This is a genomic window from Parasulfuritortus cantonensis (assembly GCF_004337445.1).
Classification (GTDB): Bacteria; Pseudomonadota; Gammaproteobacteria; order Burkholderiales; family Thiobacillaceae; genus Parasulfuritortus; species Parasulfuritortus cantonensis.
In genome coordinates this window covers 1-20,037 of sequence record NZ_SJZB01000038.1, presented here as the reverse complement: position 1 = coordinate 20,037, position 20,037 = coordinate 1, and the positions used below count along the sequence as shown (strand labels likewise).

20 protein-coding genes are annotated in these 20,037 nt (G+C 71.0%); 10 read left to right on the top strand and 10 right to left on the bottom strand.

The features are described from left to right. Positions 1 to 745, top strand: a 745-nt coding sequence (cysM, locus tag EZJ19_RS10185; protein ID WP_131447223.1) for a cysteine synthase CysM, incomplete at its 5' end; no start/stop codon positions are given. A gap of 27 nt (positions 746 to 772) precedes the next feature. On the opposite strand, the gene EZJ19_RS10180 is transcribed toward cysM, so the two are convergent. Further along, positions 773 to 2,017, bottom strand: coding sequence for a methyl-accepting chemotaxis protein (locus tag EZJ19_RS10180; protein ID WP_131447221.1), 1,245 nt, complete (start codon positions 2,015 to 2,017; stop codon positions 773 to 775). Positions 2,018 to 2,140: 123 nt separating this feature from the next. Between EZJ19_RS10180 and EZJ19_RS10175 the strand changes: the two genes are divergently transcribed. The 3 genes from EZJ19_RS10175 to EZJ19_RS10165 are packed head-to-tail and all read left to right on the top strand — an operon-like array spanning position 2,141 to position 3,468. After that, positions 2,141 to 2,365: an RNA-binding S4 domain-containing protein gene (locus EZJ19_RS10175; protein ID WP_206199396.1), complete on the top strand. Its 225-nt coding sequence runs from the start codon at positions 2,141 to 2,143 to the stop codon at positions 2,363 to 2,365. Positions 2,366 to 2,368: 3 nt separating this feature from the next. Beyond that, positions 2,369 to 3,262: a ribosome biogenesis GTPase YlqF gene (gene ylqF / locus EZJ19_RS10170; protein WP_131447219.1), complete on the top strand. Its 894-nt coding sequence runs from the start codon at positions 2,369 to 2,371 to the stop codon at positions 3,260 to 3,262. Then, the gene (locus EZJ19_RS10165; protein WP_206199395.1) at positions 3,259 to 3,468 is read left to right on the top strand and encodes a SlyX family protein; all 210 of its coding nucleotides are present in this window, start codon (positions 3,259 to 3,261) and stop codon (positions 3,466 to 3,468) included. The genes ylqF and EZJ19_RS10165 overlap by 4 nt, the downstream gene beginning before the upstream one ends. On the opposite strand, the gene EZJ19_RS10160 is transcribed toward EZJ19_RS10165, so the two are convergent. From EZJ19_RS10160 to EZJ19_RS10135, 6 genes are all read right to left on the bottom strand, one after another. Beyond that, entirely contained in the window at positions 3,469 to 4,557 is a 1,089-nt protein-coding gene (locus tag EZJ19_RS10160; protein WP_240754738.1) for a DUF2914 domain-containing protein, read from the bottom strand. Between the two features lie 10 nt (positions 4,558 to 4,567). Then, entirely contained in the window at positions 4,568 to 6,514 is a 1,947-nt protein-coding gene (locus tag EZJ19_RS10155; RefSeq protein ID WP_131447217.1) for an SLC13 family permease, read from the bottom strand. Positions 6,515 to 6,633: 119 nt separating this feature from the next. Next, positions 6,634 to 6,999 carry a GIY-YIG nuclease family protein gene (locus EZJ19_RS10150; RefSeq protein ID WP_206199394.1) on the bottom strand — a complete coding sequence of 122 codons (366 nt, stop codon included), beginning with the start codon at positions 6,997 to 6,999 and terminating at the stop codon, positions 6,634 to 6,636. Next, positions 6,996 to 8,447 (bottom strand): beta-Ala-His dipeptidase, encoded by a 1,452-nt coding sequence (gene pepD, locus EZJ19_RS10145; RefSeq protein ID WP_131447215.1) that lies wholly within the window; start codon positions 8,445 to 8,447, stop codon positions 6,996 to 6,998. Before pepD ends, EZJ19_RS10150 begins: the two co-directional genes overlap by 4 nt. 109 nt (positions 8,448 to 8,556) lie before the next feature. Then, entirely contained in the window at positions 8,557 to 8,748 is a 192-nt protein-coding gene (locus EZJ19_RS10140) for a hypothetical protein (protein ID WP_131447213.1), read from the bottom strand. A gap of 20 nt (positions 8,749 to 8,768) precedes the next feature. Continuing rightward, entirely contained in the window at positions 8,769 to 9,605 is an 837-nt protein-coding gene (locus tag EZJ19_RS10135) for a helix-turn-helix domain-containing protein (protein ID WP_131447211.1), read from the bottom strand. Positions 9,606 to 9,775: 170 nt separating this feature from the next. Between EZJ19_RS10135 and EZJ19_RS10130 the strand changes: the two genes are divergently transcribed. After that, positions 9,776 to 12,751: a bifunctional diguanylate cyclase/phosphodiesterase gene (locus EZJ19_RS10130; RefSeq protein ID WP_131447209.1), complete on the top strand. Its 2,976-nt coding sequence runs from the start codon at positions 9,776 to 9,778 to the stop codon at positions 12,749 to 12,751. Here the strand turns inward: EZJ19_RS10130 and amrS are convergent, their stop codons facing one another. From amrS to amrB, 3 genes are read right to left on the bottom strand one after another with little or no spacing between them, the layout of a single operon-like run. Further along, positions 12,752 to 13,834, bottom strand: a complete 1,083-nt coding sequence (amrS, locus tag EZJ19_RS10125) for an AmmeMemoRadiSam system radical SAM enzyme (protein WP_131447207.1) — start codon at positions 13,832 to 13,834, stop codon at positions 12,752 to 12,754. Beyond that, entirely contained in the window at positions 13,831 to 14,397 is a 567-nt protein-coding gene (amrA, locus tag EZJ19_RS10120; RefSeq protein ID WP_131447205.1) for an AmmeMemoRadiSam system protein A, read from the bottom strand. The genes amrS and amrA overlap by 4 nt, the downstream gene beginning before the upstream one ends. After that, positions 14,394 to 15,191, bottom strand: a complete 798-nt coding sequence (amrB, locus tag EZJ19_RS10115) for an AmmeMemoRadiSam system protein B (protein WP_131447203.1) — start codon at positions 15,189 to 15,191, stop codon at positions 14,394 to 14,396. Before amrB ends, amrA begins: the two co-directional genes overlap by 4 nt. Before the next feature lie 64 nt (positions 15,192 to 15,255). Here amrB and ispD point away from each other — a divergent pair, with 64 nt between their 5' ends. From ispD to EZJ19_RS10095, 5 genes are read left to right on the top strand one after another with little or no spacing between them, the layout of a single operon-like run. Beyond that, the gene (ispD, locus tag EZJ19_RS10110) at positions 15,256 to 15,942 is read left to right on the top strand and encodes a 2-C-methyl-D-erythritol 4-phosphate cytidylyltransferase (protein WP_131447201.1); all 687 of its coding nucleotides are present in this window, start codon (positions 15,256 to 15,258) and stop codon (positions 15,940 to 15,942) included. A gap of 1 nt (position 15,943) precedes the next feature. Continuing rightward, complete coding sequence (locus tag EZJ19_RS15880) at positions 15,944 to 16,117, top strand: DUF7230 family protein (RefSeq protein WP_165873543.1); 174 nt, start codon at positions 15,944 to 15,946, stop codon at positions 16,115 to 16,117. A 53-nt stretch (positions 16,118 to 16,170) separates the two neighbouring features. Beyond that, complete coding sequence (locus tag EZJ19_RS10105; RefSeq protein ID WP_131447199.1) at positions 16,171 to 17,832, top strand: thiamine pyrophosphate-binding protein; 1,662 nt, start codon at positions 16,171 to 16,173, stop codon at positions 17,830 to 17,832. A gap of 2 nt (positions 17,833 to 17,834) precedes the next feature. Further along, positions 17,835 to 19,403 (top strand): hypothetical protein, encoded by a 1,569-nt coding sequence (locus EZJ19_RS10100; protein WP_131447197.1) that lies wholly within the window; start codon positions 17,835 to 17,837, stop codon positions 19,401 to 19,403. Continuing rightward, the gene (locus EZJ19_RS10095; protein WP_131447195.1) at positions 19,400 to 19,936 is read left to right on the top strand and encodes a hypothetical protein; all 537 of its coding nucleotides are present in this window, start codon (positions 19,400 to 19,402) and stop codon (positions 19,934 to 19,936) included. Before EZJ19_RS10100 ends, EZJ19_RS10095 begins: the two co-directional genes overlap by 4 nt. The last annotated feature ends 101 nt before the right edge of the window (positions 19,937 to 20,037 follow it).

Below are 20,037 nucleotides of genomic sequence, written 5' to 3'. Positions count from 1 at the left end.
CATGATCGCCAAGGCCGAGGCGCGCGGCGAGATCAAGCCGGGCGACACCCTGGTCGAGGCGACCTCCGGCAATACCGGCATCGCCCTGGCCATGGCGGCCTCGATGAAGGGCTACCGCATGGTCCTGATCATGCCCGAGCACCTGTCGGTGGAACGCCGCCAGACCATGCGGGCGTTCGGCGCCGAACTGCTGCTGACCCCGAAGGCGGGCGGCATGGAGGCGGCCCGCGACCTGGCCGACCGGCTGGTCGCCGAGGGCAAGGGCATCATGCTCGACCAGTTCTCCAATCCGGACAATCCGGCCGCCCACTACGAGAGCACCGGGCCGGAGATCTGGCGCGACACCGGCGGCCGGATCACCCATTTCGTTTCGAGCATGGGCACCACCGGCACCATCATGGGCTGCTCGCGCTACCTGAAGGAGATGAACCCGGACATCCAGGTCATCGGCGTGCAGCCCGAGGAGGGCGCCAACATCCCGGGCATCCGCAAGTGGCCGCCGGAATACCTGCCGTCGATCTGCGACTTCCAGCGCATCGACCGCATGATCTACGTCGGCCAGGCCGCCGCGGAGGAGACCACGCGCCGGCTGGCGCGCGAGGAGGGCATCTTCGCCGGCATCTCGTCCGGCGGCGCCATGTACGCCGCCCTGCAGCTGGCCGCCGAGGTCGAGGACGCGGTCATCGTCAGCATCGTCTGCGACCGCGGCGACCGCTACCTGTCGACCGGCGTGTTCCCGGCCTGACCCGGCCGGGCCGGGCCCCGGCGGCGCCTAGAGGCTGAAGCGGCTGACGCTGGCCGCCAGGCTGGCCGCCAGTTGGCGCAGCAGGCCGGCCGCGTCGCCGTTGCGCTCGGCCGCCGAATTGCTCTGGCCGGCCATCTCGGCGATGCGCTCGGCGTGGCCGGAGATCGCCAGGCTGGCGTCCTTCTGTTCGCTGACCGATTCCGAGATCGAGTTGACGCCCTCGTGGGCGCTCGACACCGACTGGCTGGCCTCGGACAGGACCAGGGCGACCTCCTCGAGGATGTCCTGGCTGCGCTGGAGCGACTTCTGGCCGGCATCGATGGCGTGGTCGACCTGGCCGGACTGGCTGCCCAGGCGGCTGGTGACCTGGTCGATCTGGCTGGCCGACTCGGCCGACTTCTCGGCCAGCTTGCGCACCTCGTCGGCGACCACCGCGAAGCCGCGCCCCTGTTCGCCGGCGCGCGCCGCCTCGATGGCGGCGTTGAGGGCGAGCAGGTTGGTCTGGTCGGCGATGTCGCGCACCTGGCGGGTCATGGTGGTGATCGCCTCGGTGCTGCGGATGAATTCGTTCACCGACCGGCTGATGTCGGCCACGGCGTCTTCCACGGCGCTGATCTCGCCGATCAGCTCGGACAGCTTGACGTTGCCGTCGTGGCTGTGGGCGAGGCTCTGCTCGGTCTGCCGGCGCACGCTGGCGGCATGTTCGGCGACCGAGGCGATGGCGTGCGCCATCGCCTGCACGCTGGCCGCCGTGGAGCTGGCGGCATCGCGCTGGACGTGCGAGGCGTCGGCCAGGTCGGCCGCGTTGCCGGCCAGCCGCCCGGAGGTCTCGTCGAGCTGGCGCGAGGAGGCCAGGACGTCGCCGAGTATGGTCGCCACCTCGCGGCGCAGGTGTTCCGCGGTGGCCGCGATGCGGCCGATCTCGTCCTCGGTGTCATGCCGGATCGGGCGTGCGAAGTTGCCCTTGGCGATCTCGTTGAAGTCCTCCACCAGGCGTCCGGCCGGGGCCAGGATGGCCTTGCCGATGAGCCACTGGAAGGCGACGAAGGCGACCACGATGGCGACGCCCATGAGGGCCAGGCTGGACAGGATCTCCTGTTTGGCGCGGGCCGCGAAATCGGCCACCTGGGCGGCCGAAAGCGCCTGCCCGGCCGCCTCGTGGAGACCGTCGATCTCCTGCCAGGCCAGCCACAGGCCGGTCAGCGCGGCGGCCAACAGCAACGTGGTCCCGAGGCCGGTGATGGCCAACATCTTGCTGCGTATGCTGTTCACGTTGTCTCTCCATCGATTATCTAATTCTGCAGGTGCTTAACGGCAAAGCCGGCGCAGACTGTAGGGTGCGGCCCGGACGGGTCCGGATAGGGCCGCGCCGCCATTGCGGGTAAACTGCGCGCCATGACCGAGACCGACACCATCGAATTCAAGCTGAACGGCGACCACGTGCCGCTCTGCGATCTGCTCAAACTCACCGGCATCGCCGACAGCGGCGGCCAGGGCAAGGCCCTGGTGGCGGCGGGCGAGGTGACCGTGGACGGCCGGCCGGAAGCCCGCAAGACGGCCAAGATCCGGGCCGGCCAGCGCGTCGCCTGCCAGGGCCGGACCATCCTCGTGACGGCCTAGTCCATGACGATCCAGTGGTTCCCGGGCCACATGGCCTCGGCCCGCAAGCATGCCGCCGAGGCCATGGCGCGGGTCGACGTGGTCATCGAGGTGCTCGATGCCCGCCTGCCCGAGGCGAGCGGCAACCCGATGATTGCCGAGCTGCGCAAGCAGCGCCAGCGGCCCTGCCTCAAGGTGCTCAACAAGACCGATCTGGCCGATCCGGCCGCCACCCGGGCCTGGCTGGCCTGGTACGACGCCCAGGCGAACGTCAAGGCGGTGGCGATCTCGGCCAAGAAGCCGGCCGAGGTGGCCCGCCTGGTCGGCCTGTGCCGGCAACTGGCGCCCCACCGCAGCGACAACACCAAGCCGCTGCGCATGATGATCATGGGCATCCCCAACGTCGGCAAGTCGACGATCATGAACGCCCTGCTCAAGCGCAAGGTGGCGGCGGTCGGCGACGAGCCGGCGGTGACCAAGTCGCAGCAGTGCCTGGACCACGGTCCCGGCCTCACCCTGACCGACACGCCCGGCCTGATGTGGCCCAAGATCGAACACGACAGCGACGGCTACATGCTGGCGGCCGCGCATGCCATCGGGCGCAACGCGGTGATCGAGGAGGAGGTGGCGGAATTCCTCGCCGGGCTGCTCCTGGCCCGTTATCCGGAGCGCCTGGCCGAGCGCTACGGCATCGCGACCGACGGCCTCGACGGCCACGCCGTGGTCGAGGCGGTGGCGCGCCGGCGCGGCTGCCTCCTCAAGGGCAAGGGCGGCGGGGCGGACCTGGAGAAGGCCGCGCTGCTGTTCCTCACCGATTTCCGGACCGGTGCCCTCGGCCGCATCAGCCTGGAGACCCCGGCCAGCCGCGCCGCCATGCTGGCCAAACCGGCCAGTACGGAGACGGAGGACGCGGCATGAGCGACTTGGCCGCCCGGATCACCGAACTGGAGATCAAGCTCGGCTTCGCCGAGGACCTGATCGACACCCTCAACGGGACCGTGTTCCGGCAACAGGAACAGATCGACCTCCTGCAATCGCAGCTCACCGAGCTGTACCGGCGCATGCGCGAGGCGGAGGGCCAGGAACGGCGCGACCCGGGCGAGGAAATCCCGCCCCACTACTGATCAGAAGGTCTTGTCGACCATCTCGGCATCGTCGGCGAGCGCCTCCCGGGCAATGACGAAGCCGTGCACGGCGACGGTATGGCCGTTCTCGGTCTCCACCACCACGCGCCATTCGCCGGGCGCCAGGTTCTGCTTCCAGGTGTAGCCGCGGTAGCCCCCGGAGCGCCCGCCGGCGAGGTCGAAGCCGATGCGCGGGGCGTCGCTCCAGCCCGTGTCGGGATCGTGGCGCGACCAGCGGTGGTACAGGCGGGTGTGCAGGCCGCTCGGCGCGAACACCGCCGACACGCAGTAAAGGCGTTCGCCCGGCCGCAGGTGGACGGCCGCCACCGTGCGGTGCCAGAACTGCCACCAGGGCGCCTTCTCCTGATGCAGGCGGTAGGCGCCGTCGACGTGGCCGAGATCGTGGCCGACCGCGATGTCGCGCTTGACCAGGGGCACGGGCGGGATGACGTCGAGGGCGTAGGCGAGCAGCAGGGCGGCGGCGATCCCCCAGACCGGCCGGATGCGGCCGGGCCGGCCCGGTGTCCAGTGGCGCAGTCCCTGGGCCAGGCCGGCGCCCGCCAGGGTGCTGAGGACGAACCAGATGGCCGAGATGCTGCCGACCACGTGCGGCACGACGAAGTTGAGGAGCAGCATGGCGCACAGGCCGAACAGGGCCCAGGTCAGGGTGAAGCGCCGGTAGCGGTCCTCGAGGAACTCGTTGGCGACCAGGAGGCCGCCCAGGCCGAGCGCCCACAACGTGGCCAGGAAGTGGCTGGAACTCTCGAAGTAGAAGATGAACAGGGCCGAGAACAGGCCGCCGAAGAGGAACTGGAGCAGGAAGTAGGGGCCGGATTCCCGCCACCAGGGCCCCGTTTCGGCGGCTTCGCCGGCACCGGCGACGGCGTGCGCCTGGCGCCGGCCGATGAGCCAGAGCAGGGCGGCGGCGCCGGCCAGGTAGGCGCTCAGGAGCCAGAGGTCCATGGCCGCCACCGAGCGGCCCAGGGTGAGGGCGTCCCAGGCGAAGCCGGCGAAGAACGCCAGCGCCGGCAGGGCCTCGCGCAGGCGCTGCAGGCGGACCTCGAACTCCGCGACCAGGGACGGGACCACGGCGGGCCGGTCAGTGGATCAGGTTGAGCATGACCATCATGATGGCCAGGAATAGCACCGTCATGATGCCGCCGGCCTTCATGAAATCGGCCACCCGGTAGCCGGCCGGGCCCATGATCAGGGCGTTCACCTGGTGGGTGGGCAGGAAGAACGAGTTCGAGGTCGCCAGGGCCACGGTGAGCGCGAACACGGCCGGGTTGGCGCCCGCGTCGATGGCGATGTTCACCGCCAGGGGCACCAGCAGTACCGTGGCGCCGACGTTCGACATGACCAGGGTGAAGGCGGTGGCGAGGATGGCGATCACCAGTTGCAGCGCCCAGATCGGCACGCCGCCCAGCAGGGTCAGGGTCTGCTCGGCGATCCAGGCCGCCGTGCCGCTGGTTTCCACCGCCAGGCCGAGCGGGATCAGGCTGGCGAGCAGGAACACCGACTTCCAGCTCACCGCCTGGTAGGCCTCCTCGATGCGGATCACGCCGGTCAGGATCATGCCGAGCGCGCCGGTCATCAGGGCGATGGACAGGCGGATGTCGGTGAACAGGATCAGGCCGAGGGCGACGGCGAAGAACAGCAGGGCGGCGCCGACCTTGTGCGGGCGGAGTTCCTCGTGCGGGTACTCGGTGGTGATGATGACGAAGTTCCTGTCCTTCTCCAGGTGCGCCAGGGACTCCCAGGCGGTGTGCACGATGAGGGCGTCGCCGGCCTGGAACGGCATGTTGCGGATGCCCTCGCCCTCGCGCAGGGTGCGGCCGCCGCGATGCAGGGCCACCATGGCGAGACCGTAGGTCTTGCGCAGCCAGACGTCGCGGGCGCTCTTGCCGATCAGCTCGGAGCCGGGCGGGATGACCACCTCGGCGATGCCGGCCTTGGTGGCGGCCAGGACCTCGGCGAAGGTGACCAGTTCGTCGCGCAGCTGCAGGCCGTTGTTGGCGACGAAGGCGGCCAGGGCGTCCGGGGCGGCCAGGATGCCGAGCACGCTGTAGGGTTCCAGGCCGATGTCGCGGGCCAGGCCGCTGGGGCCGACGCGCAGGTCCTCGGCGCCGCGCAGGACACCGATCACGCGCACCCGCTGTTCGTGCTCGAAGCCGTCCAGCTGTTGGCCGACCAGCGGGCTGCCGGGGGGCACGACGACCTCGAAGAGGCCATAGTCGAGGCCGTAGACGTCCTGGAAATACTGCATCGCGTTGGCGCCCTCGGTGATGTGCTCCTGGTGCCCGCTCGGCAGCACGAAACGCCCGGCGAGGACGAAGTAGGCGATGCCGCCGGCGAGCAGCGCGAGGCCGATGGGGGTGACCGAGAACAGCGACCAGGTGGCCATCTGGTGTTCCGGCGCCAGGCCCTTGTTGGAGGTCAGGATCAGGTCGTTGAGCAGGATCAGCGGGCTGGAACCGACCATGGTGATGGTGCCGCCCAGGATGGCGCAGAAGCCCATGGGCATGAGCAGGCGCGACATGGGCAGGCCGGTGCGCGCCGCGATGCGGCTGACCACGGGCAGGAAGAGGGCGGCGGCGCCGACGTTCTGCATGAAGCTGGAGATCACCCCGACGGTGCCCGAGATGGCCGGGATGACGCGCGCCTCGGTACGTCCGGCCAGCTTCAGGATGGTCGCGGCGACCCGGCTCATGAGGCCGGTCTTGTCGAGCCCGGCGCCGATGATCATGACCGCCACGATGGACATCACGGCGTTGCTGGAGAAGCCCCGGAAGAGGTCGCCTGTGGGCACCAGCGGCTGGGACAGGCCGAACAGGCCGTTGAAGGAGCTGAGCAGGCCGAGGATGACCATCACGCTGACCCCGGCGACGTCGACGCCGACCACCTCGAAGGCGAACAGGAAGACGGTGAGCAGCAGTATGCCCAGCACGATGGCGATCTCGGCGCTCGGCACCGCGTAGGCGGCGGCCACGCCGAGGGCCAGGAATAGCAAGGCGGCGATGAAGACTTTGGGCGAGGTCTTGGACATGGCGTATCCCGATCTGGCAAGGAAGGATGGCGGCGCGCCGGGGGCCGGGCCCGCGGTTGGCTGAGGCAGGGCGCCATTCTACCGGCATCCGGGCCGGGCGCCGAACCCGGGCGGCCGGCCTAGGCGAGGCGCTTCAGGTGGCTGGCGCAGCCGTTTCGGCAATCCGAGGCGCCGAACCCGGGCACCACGACCTCACCCGCCGTGGCCTGGTTGACGGCGCATTCCGGGGCGTCCGTGCGGCGCACTTCGAGCACGCTCACGCCGGGCGCGGCGAGCAGATAGTCGATGTGCCAGCGCAGCGTCTTGGCCTGGCGCAGGTGGCGCGCGACGCGGGCCTCGAAGTTGCGCCTGGCGGACCCGGTGTAGACGTAGGTGCCGGCCGGGAACAGGTGGCGCCCGAAGCGGCCCACCGCGACCTCGACCGGCTGCGCGACCCGGATCACCAGCTGGTAGGTGCAGTAGGCCGGGGCCGGCGCGCCGGTCACGGCTGGGCGAGCGCGCCCAGCACGGCCTTGAGCAGGCTCCAGGCGCGCGCCACGGAGGCGACCTCGACCGCCTCGCCGGGCGCATGGGCACCGCGGATGTCGGGTCCGAACGAGATCATGTCGAGGCCGGGATGGCTACCGGCGAGGACGCCGCATTCGAGGCCCGCGTGGATGACCCGGAGGCCCGCCTCGGCGCCGAAGTGCTCGGCGTAGGCGGCCCGGCAGCGGGCCAGCAGGGGCGAGGCCGGGTCGGGCGTCCAGCCCGGATAGGCGCCGGTCTTGCGGGCGGCCAGGCCGTGTCCGGCGGCCTGCGCGACGATGGCGTCGGCGAGGCCGTCGGTCTGCCGGTCGGCCAGGCCGCGCGCCATGATCGTGGCGCGGAACGCCGTCCCGGTCAGGGCCGCCACGCCCAGGTTGTCGGAGGCCGCCACGGTGCCGGGGAAGTCCGCGCTCATGGCGGCGACGCCGTCCCGGGCATCGGCCAGGAAGTCGAGCAGGCGTGCCTGCGCCGCCGGCGCCAGGCTGCCCGTCGCGGCCGTCCCGTCCGGGCTACAGGCGAGGGCGACGCCGGCGTCGCCGGCGGCGAACCGGGTCCGCCACTCGGCGGTCTTGGCCGCGGCCCAGGCGGCCAGGCCGGCCGTCGCCGCGGCCGGCAGCGCCACGTCGGCCCAGGCTTCGCGCGGGATGGCGTTGCGCGCGCTGCCGCCGGCCAGTTCGATCAGGTTGAGGTCGGTTTGCCCGGCCAGTTCGCGCACGGCCTCGGCGAGCAGCTTGATGGCGTTGCCGCGGCCGAGGTGGATGTCGAGGCCGGAATGGCCGCCGCGCAACCCGGATACCGTGATGCGCCGGACCACCCGGTCGGCCGGCATCGGCACGCGTTCGACGGGCTGCTCGACCTCGATGTCGACGCCGCCCGCGCAGCCGAGATAGAAGTAGCCCCAGTCCTCGCTGTCCAGGTTGATCAGGTAGTGCCCGGCCAGGCTGCCCGGGGCCAGGCCGTGGGCGCCGTGCATGCCGTCCTCCTCGTCGACCGTCAGGAGCACCTCCAGGGCCGGGTGCACGAGGCCGGGTTCGGTCAGGGCGGCGAGCGCCAGGGCGACGCCGATGCCGTTGTCGGCGCCCAGCGTGGTGGCCTCCGCGACCAGCCAGCCGTCGCGCAGGACCGGACGGATCGGGTCATGCTCGAAGTCGTGGCCGGTCCCGGCATTGGCCTGGCAGACCATGTCGAGATGGCCCTGCAGTATCACCCCCGGCAGGTCGGCGCCGCCGGGGCTGGCCGGCTTGCTCAGGATCAGGTTGCCGGCCGCGTCGACCCGGGCCGCGATGGCGTTCGCCCGGGCCCAGGCCAGGAGGTGGTCGCGCACGGCCGCTTCCCGGCCGGATGGCCGCGGAATGGCGCACAGGGCGGCGAAGTGCGCCCAGACCGGGCGCGGCTGCAGGTTTTCCATGGTGTGTCCTGGTCCTCGGATGGCCGTCGAGCGCCGCCGGCACGGGGCCGGCGGCGCTCGACGAGGTCGTTAGGATGCCAGAACGGCGCGCAACGGTCGCGCCGGACGTCTAGCCGATGCCCTCCTCGGGGGCGCCGACGCGTTGCCAGGACAGGCGGTCACGTTGGCCGTCGGCGGCGTCGGCCGTGCTGGCGGCAACGGCTTGCTGCACCGGCACCGGTTGGCGTTCGGCCGCCGCGGCGAGGTTGGCCGCGCCGAGCAGGAGCAGGAGGGTTGCGATCTGGATGAGCCTGGTTTTCATGGTCTGTCTCCCAGGTTCCATCAATTCACCGAGGCCGGCCGTTCGTAGGCGGCGCGTACCGCCTGGTAGCCGTCGTCGGTCAATACCCGGCGGCGCACGCCGTCTTCGCCGAGCAGGTCCTGCAACTCGGTCAGCACGGCATATTGCACGCTGCTGGCGAGCGGCGTCCGGCAGGCCACCTCGAGGGCGTTCCACAGGTAGGCGTGTTGGCCGTCGCGCCGGTACAGGCGCTGGCAGGCGTCGAGCAGTTCGGCCCCGCGTTGGCCGCGTTCGGCCCCGTCGGCCATGGCCAGGAGGTCTTCGAACTGACTGCCCAGTATCTCGTTCTCGATCGCGGCCGCCAGGGGGCCCTGGCCGTGGCCGAGGGCGGCCAGCGCGGCGCGCTGGTAGGCGCGCGCCTTGGCCGAGGCCGGGTCGGCGATGCTGTGGCTGAGGCTGGCCCAGTGCAGCAGGCGCGGCCGTTCCGGGTCGTGTTCCGGCATGGTGGTCAGCAGGTAGTCGGCCAGGCCCTGGGCGCTCTCGTCGCGATTGGCGGAGAGCAGGTCGTAGAGGGCGCGGATGAAGGGCGGGCAGGGGTCGAGCAGGGTGACGTGCGACTTGATCCAGAGGTCGCGGTCGATGTCGCGCAGGCGGTCCTGGTTGTGGGCCGCGATGCTCTTGCGGCTCTGCGGGTTCTCCCAGTTCTGCACCGTCGTGACGGAGACGCTGGCGAGCACCGCCAGGGCCTCCTGGGACAGGCCGTAACGACGACGCAGGCCGTTCACCCAGTCGGCTTCGAATTCGCGCTGGCTGCTGTAGCGGCGGAGCGGATTGCGCTCGCGGCTGTATTCGCTCCATTTCTGTTCGAGGTAGGACATCGTCGTTTCCTTTCTGTCGCGGGCTTGACCGTAGTTTCACCATAAACCGGTTGGCCGTCCCGGTAAACCAACCTAGTTGGTCCGACGGACGGCACGGGCCGCCGTGTTGTGAAAAGGGGTATTGGTGCTTTAATTGGCAAAAACCCGAAACAGATAAACGGGGAGGTAACGTGAGCACACCGAATCGGGGCGCCGACGGCGTCCGCTCGGCCCGCCAGCCGGGCGTCCAACGCCATGTCCATCTGGTCGTATTCGCCCTGATCCTGGCCGGCGCCGTGGCGCTCGGCCTGGTCGTCGACCAGTTGCACCGGGCGTCGGTCTACCGCAACCTGGCCAGCGAGCTGGACGGTGCCACGCGCCTGCGCGGCGCCAACCTCGAGAACGCCATCGCGACCCTGCGCGAGGACACCCTGCTGCTGTCGCGCACGCCGCCCGTGCGCGGCATCCTGCGGGCGGACCGGCAGGGCGGCGGCGACCCGGTCGAGCATTACCCGCGCGAGGTCTGGATCAAGCGCCTGAAGGAGATCTTCGCGGTATTCCTGGAAACCCGGCCGGATTACACCCAGGCCCGCTACATCGGCGTCGCCGAGGACGGCCGCGAACTGGTCCGGGTGGACCGGCGCCAGGGCAAGGTGGTGGTGATCCCGGACGCCGAGCTGCAGCAGAAGGGCCGGCGCGACTACTTCCGCGACGGCCTCCGCCTGCGCGAGGGCGAGGTCTACCTGTCCGAATTCAACCTGAACCGGGAGCATGGCGACTTCGAGATGCCCCACGTGCCGACCGTCCGCGCGTTGACGCCGGTCTACGACCCCGACGGCCACCTGTTCGGCATGATCGTGGTCAACATGGCGGTGCGGCCGCTGTTCGCGCAACTGGCGCACGTGCCCCTGGCCGGGGCCGCGGTCTACGTCAGCGACGAACGCGGCCGCTATCTGCTGCATCCCGACCCGGCCATGGCCTTCAGCTTCGAACTCGGCAACCGGCATCGCCTGGCCGCCGACTTCCCGGAACTGGCCGGCATGCTCGACGGCGCCCGCCCGGGCGACGACGTCTACCCGACCCGGCGCATGCGGCTGGGTGGCCGCGACTGCCTGGTGGCGGCGCAACGCCTGCACGTCGATTCCGGCCGGCCGGGCCGCTTCCTGCTCCTGGTCCTGGCCGTCCCGGAGGACTCCCTGAGCGCCGGCATCGACGCCTTCCGGCTGCGCGCGGCGCTGGCCACGCTGCTGGTCCTGTTCCTGGTCCTGCCCGCCGTGTCGCTGCTGATCCGGCGCATCCTGGCGCCGCTCGACCAGTTGTGCCTGGCGGCGCAGTCGATCTCGCGCGGGCAGTACGACGTCGCCCTCCCGGAGACCCACCATCGCGAAGTGAGCGCCCTGGTCGCCGGTTTCGAGCACATGCGCGAGCAGGTGGCCCTGCGCGAGGACCAGTTGCGGCGCCACAATGCCCGCCTCGCGGAGCAGATCAGCAAGGGGGCGTTCGACCTCCTGCTGGCCGGCAGCGTGGTCGACAACACCAGCGAGGGAGTGATGGTCACGGACAGCCAGGCCCGCATCCTGTCCGTGAACCGGGCCTTCACCGAGATCACCGGCTACGGCGCCGAGGAGGCGGTCGGGGCGACTCCGCGCCTGCTGCGCTCCGACTACCAGGACGCCGAGTTCTACCGGGCCATGTGGCAGCAGTTGCTCGGCGACGGGCGCTGGCAGGGCGAGTTGTGGAACCGGCGCAAGAACGGCGAGGCGTTCCTGGAATGGCTGACCATCAACCGGGTGGCGGGTGCCCACGCCGGCGCGGAACGCTACATCGCCGTCTTCACCGACGTCACCGAGCAGCGCCGCAAGGACGAGCGCATCCAGTTCCTCGCCTTCCACGACCCGCTCACCGGCCTGCCCAACCGGGCCCTGGTGCAGGACCGCCTGCAGCACGCCATCGAGCTGGCGCGCCGCCAGCACGGCCGCGCCGGCGTGATGATGATCGACCTCGACCGCTTCAAGGCGGTCAACGACGGCATCGGCCACGACGTCGGCGACCAGTTGCTCAAGGTGGTCGCCGAACGCCTGACCGGCTCGCTGCGGCGCACCGACACGGTCGGCCGCATGGGCGGCGACGAGTTCCTGGTCGTCCTCGAGGACGGCGCCGCTCCCGAGATGTACGCCGAGGTCGCCGAGGGCCTGATCCGGACCATCTCCGAGCCGGCCGTGATCCAGGCCCACCACATCGAGGTGGGCGCCTCGGTGGGCATCGCCTTCTATCCCGACGACGGCGGCGACGTCGCCACCCTGCTCAAGCAGGCCGACGTCGCCATGTACGCGGCCAAGGCGGACGGCAAGGGCGTCTGCCGCTTCTTCAGCGCCGACATGACCGAGCGCGCCAGCCGGTTCCTGGCCATGGAGATGGAACTGCGCCAGGCCCTGGCCAGGGACGAGCTGGAACTGCACTACCAGCCCAAGATGTCGCTCGCCGACGGGCGCCTGCACGGCGTCGAGGCGCTGGTGCGCTGGCGCCACCCGACCCGCGGCCTGCTCATGCCGGCCGACTTCATCCCGGTCGCCGAAGACTCGGGCATCATCGTCGCCCTGGGCGACTGGGTGTTGACCGAGGCCTGCCGCCAGGCGGCCGTCTGGCAGGGCCGGATGGGGACCATCGCGGTCAACGTGTCCGGCCGCCAGATGGAGCGCGTCGATCTGGTCGCCCGGATCGGCGAGCTGACCGCGCGCTACGGCATCCCGCCCGCCTACCTGCAGATCGAGCTGACCGAGAGCATGATCATGGGCGATCCGGAGCGGGCCGCGGGCCTGCTCGGCAAGCTGCGCGAGCTGGGCATCACGGTGGCCATCGACGACTTCGGCACCGGCTATTCCAGCCTGTCCTACCTGCGCCGCCTGCCCATCGACGTGCTCAAGATCGACCGCTCCTTCGTGCTCGGCACCGGCACCGACCAGGAGGTGACCGAGATCGCCCGCACCGTCGTGGCGCTCGGCCAGGCCCTGCGGATGGCCGTGGTCGCCGAGGGGATCGAGGCCGAGGCCCAGGCCACCCTCCTGCGCGACATGGGCTGCGACCTGGGCCAGGGCTACCTGTATGCCGAGCCGCTCGCCGCCGCCGCGCTGGAGGCCTGGCTGGCGGCCGGCCGGGGGGCGGGCTGATCAGGCCCGGTGCAGGGAGACGGGTATCCGGCGGGCGCCGAACGGGCGCTCGAAATGCTCGAAGCGCCCGGCCACGGCGGCGCCGCAGTCCGGGCAGGTGCCCTGGTCGGTCAGGCGGTAATCGAGGATCTCGTACCAGTCGCGCACGATCAGCGGCTTGCCGCAGCCCGGACAGAACGTGGTGTCGCCCTGGCGGTCGTGCACGTTGCCCGTGTAGACGTAGTGCAGGCCGGCCGCCATGGCCAGTTCGCGGGCCCGGGCCAGGGTGGCCGGGGGCGTGGCCGGCAGGTCGCGCAGCTTGTAGTCGGGGTGGAAGGCGGAGAAGTGCAGGGGCACGTCCGGGCCCAGTTCGCGCGCCACCCAGTCCGCCAGGGCGCGGATCTCGGTCTCGGAGTCGTTCAGGGTCGGGATCAGCAGGGTGGTGAGCTCCAGCCAGACCCGGGTTTCCCGGTGCAGGTAAGTCAGCGTGTCCAGGATGGGCTGCAGGTGGCCGCCGCAATACTTGACGTAGAAATCGTCGGTGAAACCCTTGAGGTCGACGTTGGCGGCATCCATGACGGCGTAGAACTCGCGCCGGGCCGCCTCGTGCATGTAGCCGGCGGTGACGGCGACGTTCTTCAGGCCGGTCGCGCGGCAGGCCTGCGCGGTGTCGATGGCGTATTCGGCGAAGATCACCGGGTCGTTGTAGGTGTAGGCGACGCTCTTGCTGCCCATGCGGGCCGCGGCGCGGGCGATCTCGTCGGGGCCGGCGGCGTCCATCAGGCGGTCCATGTCGCGCGACTTCGAGATGTCCCAGTTCTGACAGAACTTGCAGGCCAGGTTGCAGCCGGCGGTGCCGAACGAGAACACCGAGGAGCCGGGGTAGAAGTGGTTGAGCGGCTTTTTTTCGATGGGGTCGACGCAGAACCCGGAACTGCGCCCGTAGGTGGTCAGCACCATCCTGCCGTTTTCCATCTTGCGCACGAAGCAGGCGCCGCGCTGGCCCTCGTGCAGCCGGCAGTCGCGCGGGCACAGGTCGCACTGGATGCGGCCGTCCTCCAGGGCGTGCCACCAGCGGCCGGGATGGCTGGATTCGGGGATCATGGCGCTTCCTTGAATTTCTCCACCGTGTAGCGGGACAGGCGCACGTCGTCGGCCCAGAAGTCGGCCGGCAGGCCGGCTTTCTGCTTGAGATGGCGCAGGAACGACGCCGGGGTCGGCAACTGGTCCCAGACCTGGGGCAGGAAGGTGCCGCGGTGCCGGTGCCATTCCAGGATCACGCCGTCGACGCCTGGGCGCAGCTTGGCCACGGCGTCGGCCTCGTCCGTGCACGGCAGGGGTTCCGGCTTCGACAGGATGGACACCTCGACCCGGGTGCGCGCCAGTTCCTCGGCGGCGAGGGCCGGAAAGCGCGGGTCGCCGAAGGCCGCCGCGCGGGCGTTGGCCTCAAGGTCGTCGGCGAGCGGCCGCCAGGCCTCCAGGGAACCGATGCAGCCGCGCAACTGGCCGGCCTGGGTCAGGGTCACGAACACCGCCCCGGGCGAGGCGAGCCAGTCCGGCCGGGTGGCCGCCATGGCGGCCGGCTGGCCCAGCTTGCGGGCGATGGCGGCGCGCGCGATGGCGGTCAGCAGGGCACCCTTGTCGGGCGTTTCCGGGAGGCGGGTCATGACACCGGCTCCTCGGTGAAGGCGAACGCCCCGTAGCCGACCACCCGGGCCCGGTCGCCGGCGGTGTCGCCGGAGTTGCGCAGGTCGAGCAGGTGCGCCTTGAGGCCCTTGTGGCCGGCCGCCACGAGCAGGCCGTTGATCGGGTGGCAGCCGCAGGCCATCTCGCCGACCAGGTCGCTGCGCAGGTGCAGGATGGCCTCGGCGGTGCCGGCGTCGGCCTGGCGCGCCAGGGCATAGGGCTGGTAATGCGAGAGGTCGGAGCTGACCACGATCAGGGTCTCGGGGCCGCCCCACAGGCGTTCCAGGACCTCGGCCACCTGGCGCGGGCTGGCGCCGCCGACCGCCAGGGGCACCAGCTTGAAGTCGGCCAGGACGGCTTGCAGGAAGGGCAGCTGGACTTCCAGCGAGTGTTCCATGGCATGGGCGGCGGGGTTGGTTTCGACCTGGGGCAGGTCGGCCAGGCTCCGTATCGCCTCGCGGTCGAGCTCGACGCGTCCCAGGGGGGTGTCGAAGGCGTCGACGCCGGGCAGGGCCAGGCCGGCGGTCCAGACCCGGTGCACCGGGCCCAGCAGAACCACGCGCCGGATGCGTTCGCGCAAGGGCGCCAGCGCGGCATAGGCGCTGGCCGCGATCGGCCCGGAATAGATGTAGCCGGCGTGCGGCGCGATGATCGCCTTGGGGATCAGCTCGGTCGGCTTGGCCGCCGCCAGCATGGCCGCGATGTCGCCCTTCAGCGCGCTGCCTTCACCCGGATAGAACATGCCCGCGACGACGGGCGCTCGGACTTGCAGCATGGCAGTCTCCTGGATACTCCTTCAATCTAAAATCTAGGGTATCGAAGCCAGATAACAATCCGATATGTCACGCTATTTCGCCCTCCTGCCGGCCGCCGGCGTCGGTGCCCGGATGGCCGCCGGCGGACCCAAGCAGTATCTCGCCCTGGCCGGCCGGACCATGCTCTGGCACGCGGCGCGGGCTTTCGAGGCGGCGCCGGCGATCCTGCGTACCTACGTCGTCCTGGCCCCGGACGACGACCAGTGGGGGCGGCACGACTGGCAGGGCCTGGCCAAGCTGGCGGTGCTCCGGTGCGGCGGCGCGACCCGGGCCGAGACGGTGCTGAACGGTCTGCGCGCGATCGCCGGCGAGGTGGCCGGCGACGACTGGGTGCTGGTCCACGATGCCGCCCGGCCCTGCCTGTCCGCCGAACTGCTCGAACGCCTGCTCGGCGGTCTCGCCGACGACCCGGTCGGGGGCATCCTGGCCGCCCCGGTGGCCGATACCCTGAAGCGCGCCGATGCCGGCGGCCGCATCGAGGCGACCGTGCCGCGCGAGCGTCTTTGGGGTGCCCAGACGCCGCAGATGTTCCGCCACGGCCTGCTCGCCCGGGCCCTGGAGCACGCCGGCACCGGCGTCACCGACGAGGCCTCGGCGGTCGAGGCCCTGGGCCTGGCGCCGCGCCTGGTGGAGAGCGACATGAGCAACCTGAAGGTGACCTGGCCGCGCGACCTGGAAGTGGCCGAGTGGCTGCTCGGACGCCGGCGCTGAGATGGCCAAGCGCGCCTCCGGTCCGCCCCGTCGCCCGCGCAACCCGGTCGCCAAGGCCGTGCGCACGCCCCGCTTCCGGATGCAGGTGGTCGAGGACAAGCGGGAACGGGAGAAAAGGCGTCTCGCCCGCTTGGAGCGGGCGCTGCACCAAAAAGGGGAGAAGGAGGAGGATTGAGGTTAGAATCCGACCTCCATCCACGCCTGGCCCGCGCGGCCACGACGTAAGCAATGCAAATACCGGTAAGCCAACTGATCGTCCGGTTCATGGAACGCCTGGGCGTCGAATGCCTGTTCGGCATCCCCGGCGCCCACATCCTGCCCGTCTACGACAGCCTGTACGACTCCGGCATCCGGCACGTGCTGGCGAAACACGAACAGGGGGCGGCCTTCATGGCGGGCGGCTACGCGCGCGCCTCGGGCAAGGTGGGCGCCTGCATCACGACGGCCGGGCCGGGGGCGACCAACCTGGTCACCGGCATCGCCAACGCCTATGCCGACAAGCTGCCGGTGCTCATCGTCACCGGCGAGACGCCCACCTACATATTCGGCAAGGGCGGCCTGCAGGAGAGTTCGGGCGAGGGCGGCGCCATCGACCAAGTGGCCCTGTTCAAGGGCATCACCCGCTACAACAAGATCGTCGAGCGCACCGATTACCTGGAGAATGTCCTCAACCAGGCGGCCAAGATCCTGCTCTCCGACCAGCCCGGCCCGGTCCTGCTGAGCTTCCCGTACAACCTGCAGAAGGAGACGGTGGACGACGCCATACTCGAGCGGGTCGAGAGCGCGCGCCGCATCCGGCCGTCGATCAGCGCCTCGCACTCGGTCCAGGAACTCACCGACCTGCTGCTCGGCGCCCGCCGGCCGGTCATCGTCGCCGGCTACGGCTGCATCCGTTCCGGCGCCCAGGCCGAGGTGGCGCGCCTGTCCGAGACCCTGGCCATCCCGGTCACCACCAGCCTGAAGGCCAAGGGCACCATCAGCGAACAGTCGCCGCTGTCGCTCGGCAGCCTGGGCGTCACCTCGAGCGGCCACGCCTACAAGTACATACTCGACAACGCCGACCTGGTGCTGTTCCTCGGCGCCGGCTTCAACGAGCGCACCAGCTACGTCTGGGAACCGGCCCTGCTGGCCGGCAAGCGCATCGCCCAGATTGACAACGACTTCGGCCAGTTGGAAAAGGTGTTCAAGGCCGACCTGGCGATCAACGGCGACATCAAGGAGGTCTTGGGCGGCGTCCTCGCCCGCCTGAACGGCCGCGATGTCGCCACCTGCGAGCGGGTGGGCGGCCAGATCGGCCGTTCCAAGGCCGCCGTCACCACCGACTACGTACTCTTCCAGTCCGGCTTCGCCCTGGTCCAGCATTTCTTCCAGGCCCTGGAACGGCGCTTCCCGAGCGGCGTGGCGGTGTTCGACGACAACATCATCTTCGCCCAGAATTTCTACAACGTCAGCGCCGGCAACCGCTACTACCCGAACTCCGGCGTCTCCTCGCTCGGCCACGCCATCCCGGCCGCCATCGGCGCCCGCCTGGCCGACCCGCGCACCACCTTCGCCATCCTGGGCGACGGCGGCTTCCAGATGTGCGGCTTCGAGCTGATGACCGCGGTCAACCATGGCATCCCGCTCAACGTCGTGGTGTTCAACAACGGCACCATGGGCCTGATCCGCAAGAACCAGCTCCAGCATTACGACCGGCGCTACATCGGCTGCGACTTCCGCAACCCGGACTTCGAGTTGTTGGCGCGCGCCTTCGGGGTCGGCTACCGGCGCGTCGGCGCCACGGCCGACATCGACGCCCTGTTCGCGCGCGACGACCTGGCCGGCGGCATCAACCTGATCGAGATCGTCATCGACAAGGACCTGTTCCCCAACTATTCGTCGCGGCGGTGAAGGTGGCGGGCGCGGCCAGTCGGCACGACTTCGTCATCGTCGTCCCGGTCGCCGACCGGCCCCGGCACCTGGCCGACTGCCTGGCCAGCCTGGCCGGCCTGCTCCAGCACCACCCCTATGCCGGCGCCGTGCAGGTGCTGGCCGTGGACGACAGCCTGGCGGCCGACAACCAGGCCCGCCACCGCGCCATCGCGGCCGAGTTCAGCGCCGCCGGCCTGCCCGTGCATTACCTGGACCAGGCCGCCCAGGGCGACCTGGTCGCCGCCCTGCCGGCTTCGCTGCGCGGCCGCCTGGCCGGGCCGCTCGGCGACGGCGGCCGGCGCGGCCACAAGGGCGCCTCGGTCACCCGCAACATCGCCTACCTGTGGCTCAACCGCCTGCCCGACACGGGCCGGCCGCAGTTGTTCTGGTTCGTCGACAGCGACCAGGAGTTCCGGGTCAACCTGGCCCGGGGCGAGGACGAGGAGCTGGCCTATGCGGTCGACTACCTGGGCGAACTCGACCGCCTCTTCAGCACGACCGGGACCCAGGTCCTGACCGGCAAGGTGGTCGGCGACCCGCCGGTCTCGCCGGCCGTGATGGCCGGCAACTTCGTCGCCGACGTCACCGCCTTCCTGACCGACCTGGCCGGCCTGGATGGCGACGCCGAGTGCCGCTTCCACGGCCGGCCGGCGCGCCAGGCCGACGATGCCGCCTACCACGACATGGCCGACCTGTTCGGCTTCCGGGCCGCCGCCGAGGCCTGGCGCTATCCCTGTCCGCTGCGCGGGCGCCACGATCACGCCGCCTGCCTGGCCGACTTCGCCGCCCGCCTGGGCCATTTCTTCGACGGCGAGCACCCGACCCGGCGCAGCCATTACCGGCCGGACGCCGGGCCGGCCGGCCTGAAGCCGGCGCGCACCGTCTACACCGGCAACTACGTCTTCAGCCGGGCCGGCCTGGCCTGGTTCATCCCGTTCGCCGATCTCCGCCTGCGCATGGCCGGGCCGACCCTGGGCCGGATCATGCGCGCCGAGTTGGGCGACGCCTTCGCCTCCGCCAACCTGCCCATGCTGCACCGGCGCACCGTCGCCGACAGCGGCCGCGCGGAATGCCGGCCCGGCGTCGTGCACGGCGGCCAGGCCGTCGACCTGTCGGGCGAGTTCGAGCGCCAGTATTTCGGCGACGTCATGCTGTTCAGCATGGAGACGCTGTGCGCGGCCGGCTATCCCGGCGCCGAGCCGACGGCCGTCGCGATCGCGGCGACGGTGGCGGCGACCGAGGCCGCCATGCGCGGACGCTACCGCGAGCGCCAGGCCAGCATCGCCGCGCAGGTCGAGGATCTGGCGGCGCTGTTCGAGGCCCCGGAGCGCTGGTGGCACGGCACCCCGGGCCTGGCCGCGGCACGCGCCGGGGTAGGCGAGTTCATCGCCAACCTGCGCGCCAACTTCGGCACCGGCGCGCCCGCCTGGCACCGGATCGAGGATGCCGGCGTGCGCCAGGCGCAGCTCGATGCCATCGCCGCGGCGATCGGCCGCTACGGCGCCGACCGCGCCGCCTGGCAAGCCGCCCTGGCGGCGGGGGCGGCATGAACGTATTCATCCTCAACAGCGGCCGCTGCGGCTCGACGACCTTCATCCGGGCCTGCGGCCACATCGTCAACTACAGCGCCGGCCACGAGACCCGGCTGCGCCTCGTCGGCGACGACCGCCTGGCCTATCCGGACGACCACATCGAGGCCGACAACCGGCTCGCCTGGCTGCTCGGCCGCCTGGACCGGCGCTACGGTGCCGGCGCCTTCTACGTCCACCTGACCCGGGCGCCGGAGGCGGTCGTCGCCAGTTTCGCCAGGCGCACCGGGATGGGCATCATGAAGGCCTACCGCGACGGCATCCTGCTCGGAGGCGAGGCGGGCCAGAGCGCCGAGGCGCTGGCGCGCGACTACCTCGACACCGTCGAGGCCAACATCGCGCTGTTCCTGCGCGACAAGCCGAACCGGATGGCCTTCCGCCTGGAAACCGCGCAACAGGACTTCAGCGAGTTCTGGCGCCGCATCGGCGCCCGCGGCGACCTGGCCGCGGCGCTCGCGGAGTGGCAGACCCGCTACAACGCGAGCGCCGACTAGCGGTCGCCGACAGGTCCTGCGCTGTCCACCGGCCAGCGCAGGACCAGCCGGTTGGCCTGCTCGGCGTAGGCGAACTTGCGCTGCTGCTCCGCCATCAGTCC

Excerpts from the sequence above, each read along its gene's own strand:
- EZJ19_RS10175 (WP_206199396.1), top strand. The coding sequence starts at position 2,141 with ATGACCGAGACCGACACCATCGAATTCAAGCTGAACGGCGACCACGTG.
- ylqF (WP_131447219.1), top strand. The coding sequence starts at position 2,369 with ATGACGATCCAGTGGTTCCCGGGCCACATGGCCTCGGCCCGCAAGCAT.
- EZJ19_RS10165 (WP_206199395.1), top strand. The coding sequence starts at position 3,259 with ATGAGCGACTTGGCCGCCCGGATCACCGAACTGGAGATCAAGCTCGGC.
- EZJ19_RS10155 (WP_131447217.1), bottom strand. The coding sequence starts at position 6,514 with ATGTCCAAGACCTCGCCCAAAGTCTTCATCGCCGCCTTGCTATTCCTG.
- pepD (WP_131447215.1), bottom strand. The coding sequence starts at position 8,447 with ATGGAAAACCTGCAGCCGCGCCCGGTCTGGGCGCACTTCGCCGCCCTG.
- EZJ19_RS10140 (WP_131447213.1), bottom strand. The coding sequence starts at position 8,748 with ATGAAAACCAGGCTCATCCAGATCGCAACCCTCCTGCTCCTGCTCGGC.
- EZJ19_RS10135 (WP_131447211.1), bottom strand. The coding sequence starts at position 9,605 with ATGTCCTACCTCGAACAGAAATGGAGCGAATACAGCCGCGAGCGCAAT.
- amrS (WP_131447207.1), bottom strand. The coding sequence starts at position 13,834 with ATGATCCCCGAATCCAGCCATCCCGGCCGCTGGTGGCACGCCCTGGAG.
- amrA (WP_131447205.1), bottom strand. The coding sequence starts at position 14,397 with ATGACCCGCCTCCCGGAAACGCCCGACAAGGGTGCCCTGCTGACCGCC.
- amrB (WP_131447203.1), bottom strand. The coding sequence starts at position 15,191 with ATGCTGCAAGTCCGAGCGCCCGTCGTCGCGGGCATGTTCTATCCGGGT.
- ispD (WP_131447201.1), top strand. The coding sequence starts at position 15,256 with ATGTCACGCTATTTCGCCCTCCTGCCGGCCGCCGGCGTCGGTGCCCGG.
- EZJ19_RS15880 (WP_165873543.1), top strand. The coding sequence starts at position 15,944 with ATGGCCAAGCGCGCCTCCGGTCCGCCCCGTCGCCCGCGCAACCCGGTC.
- EZJ19_RS10105 (WP_131447199.1), top strand. The coding sequence starts at position 16,171 with ATGCAAATACCGGTAAGCCAACTGATCGTCCGGTTCATGGAACGCCTG.
- EZJ19_RS10095 (WP_131447195.1), top strand. The coding sequence starts at position 19,400 with ATGAACGTATTCATCCTCAACAGCGGCCGCTGCGGCTCGACGACCTTC.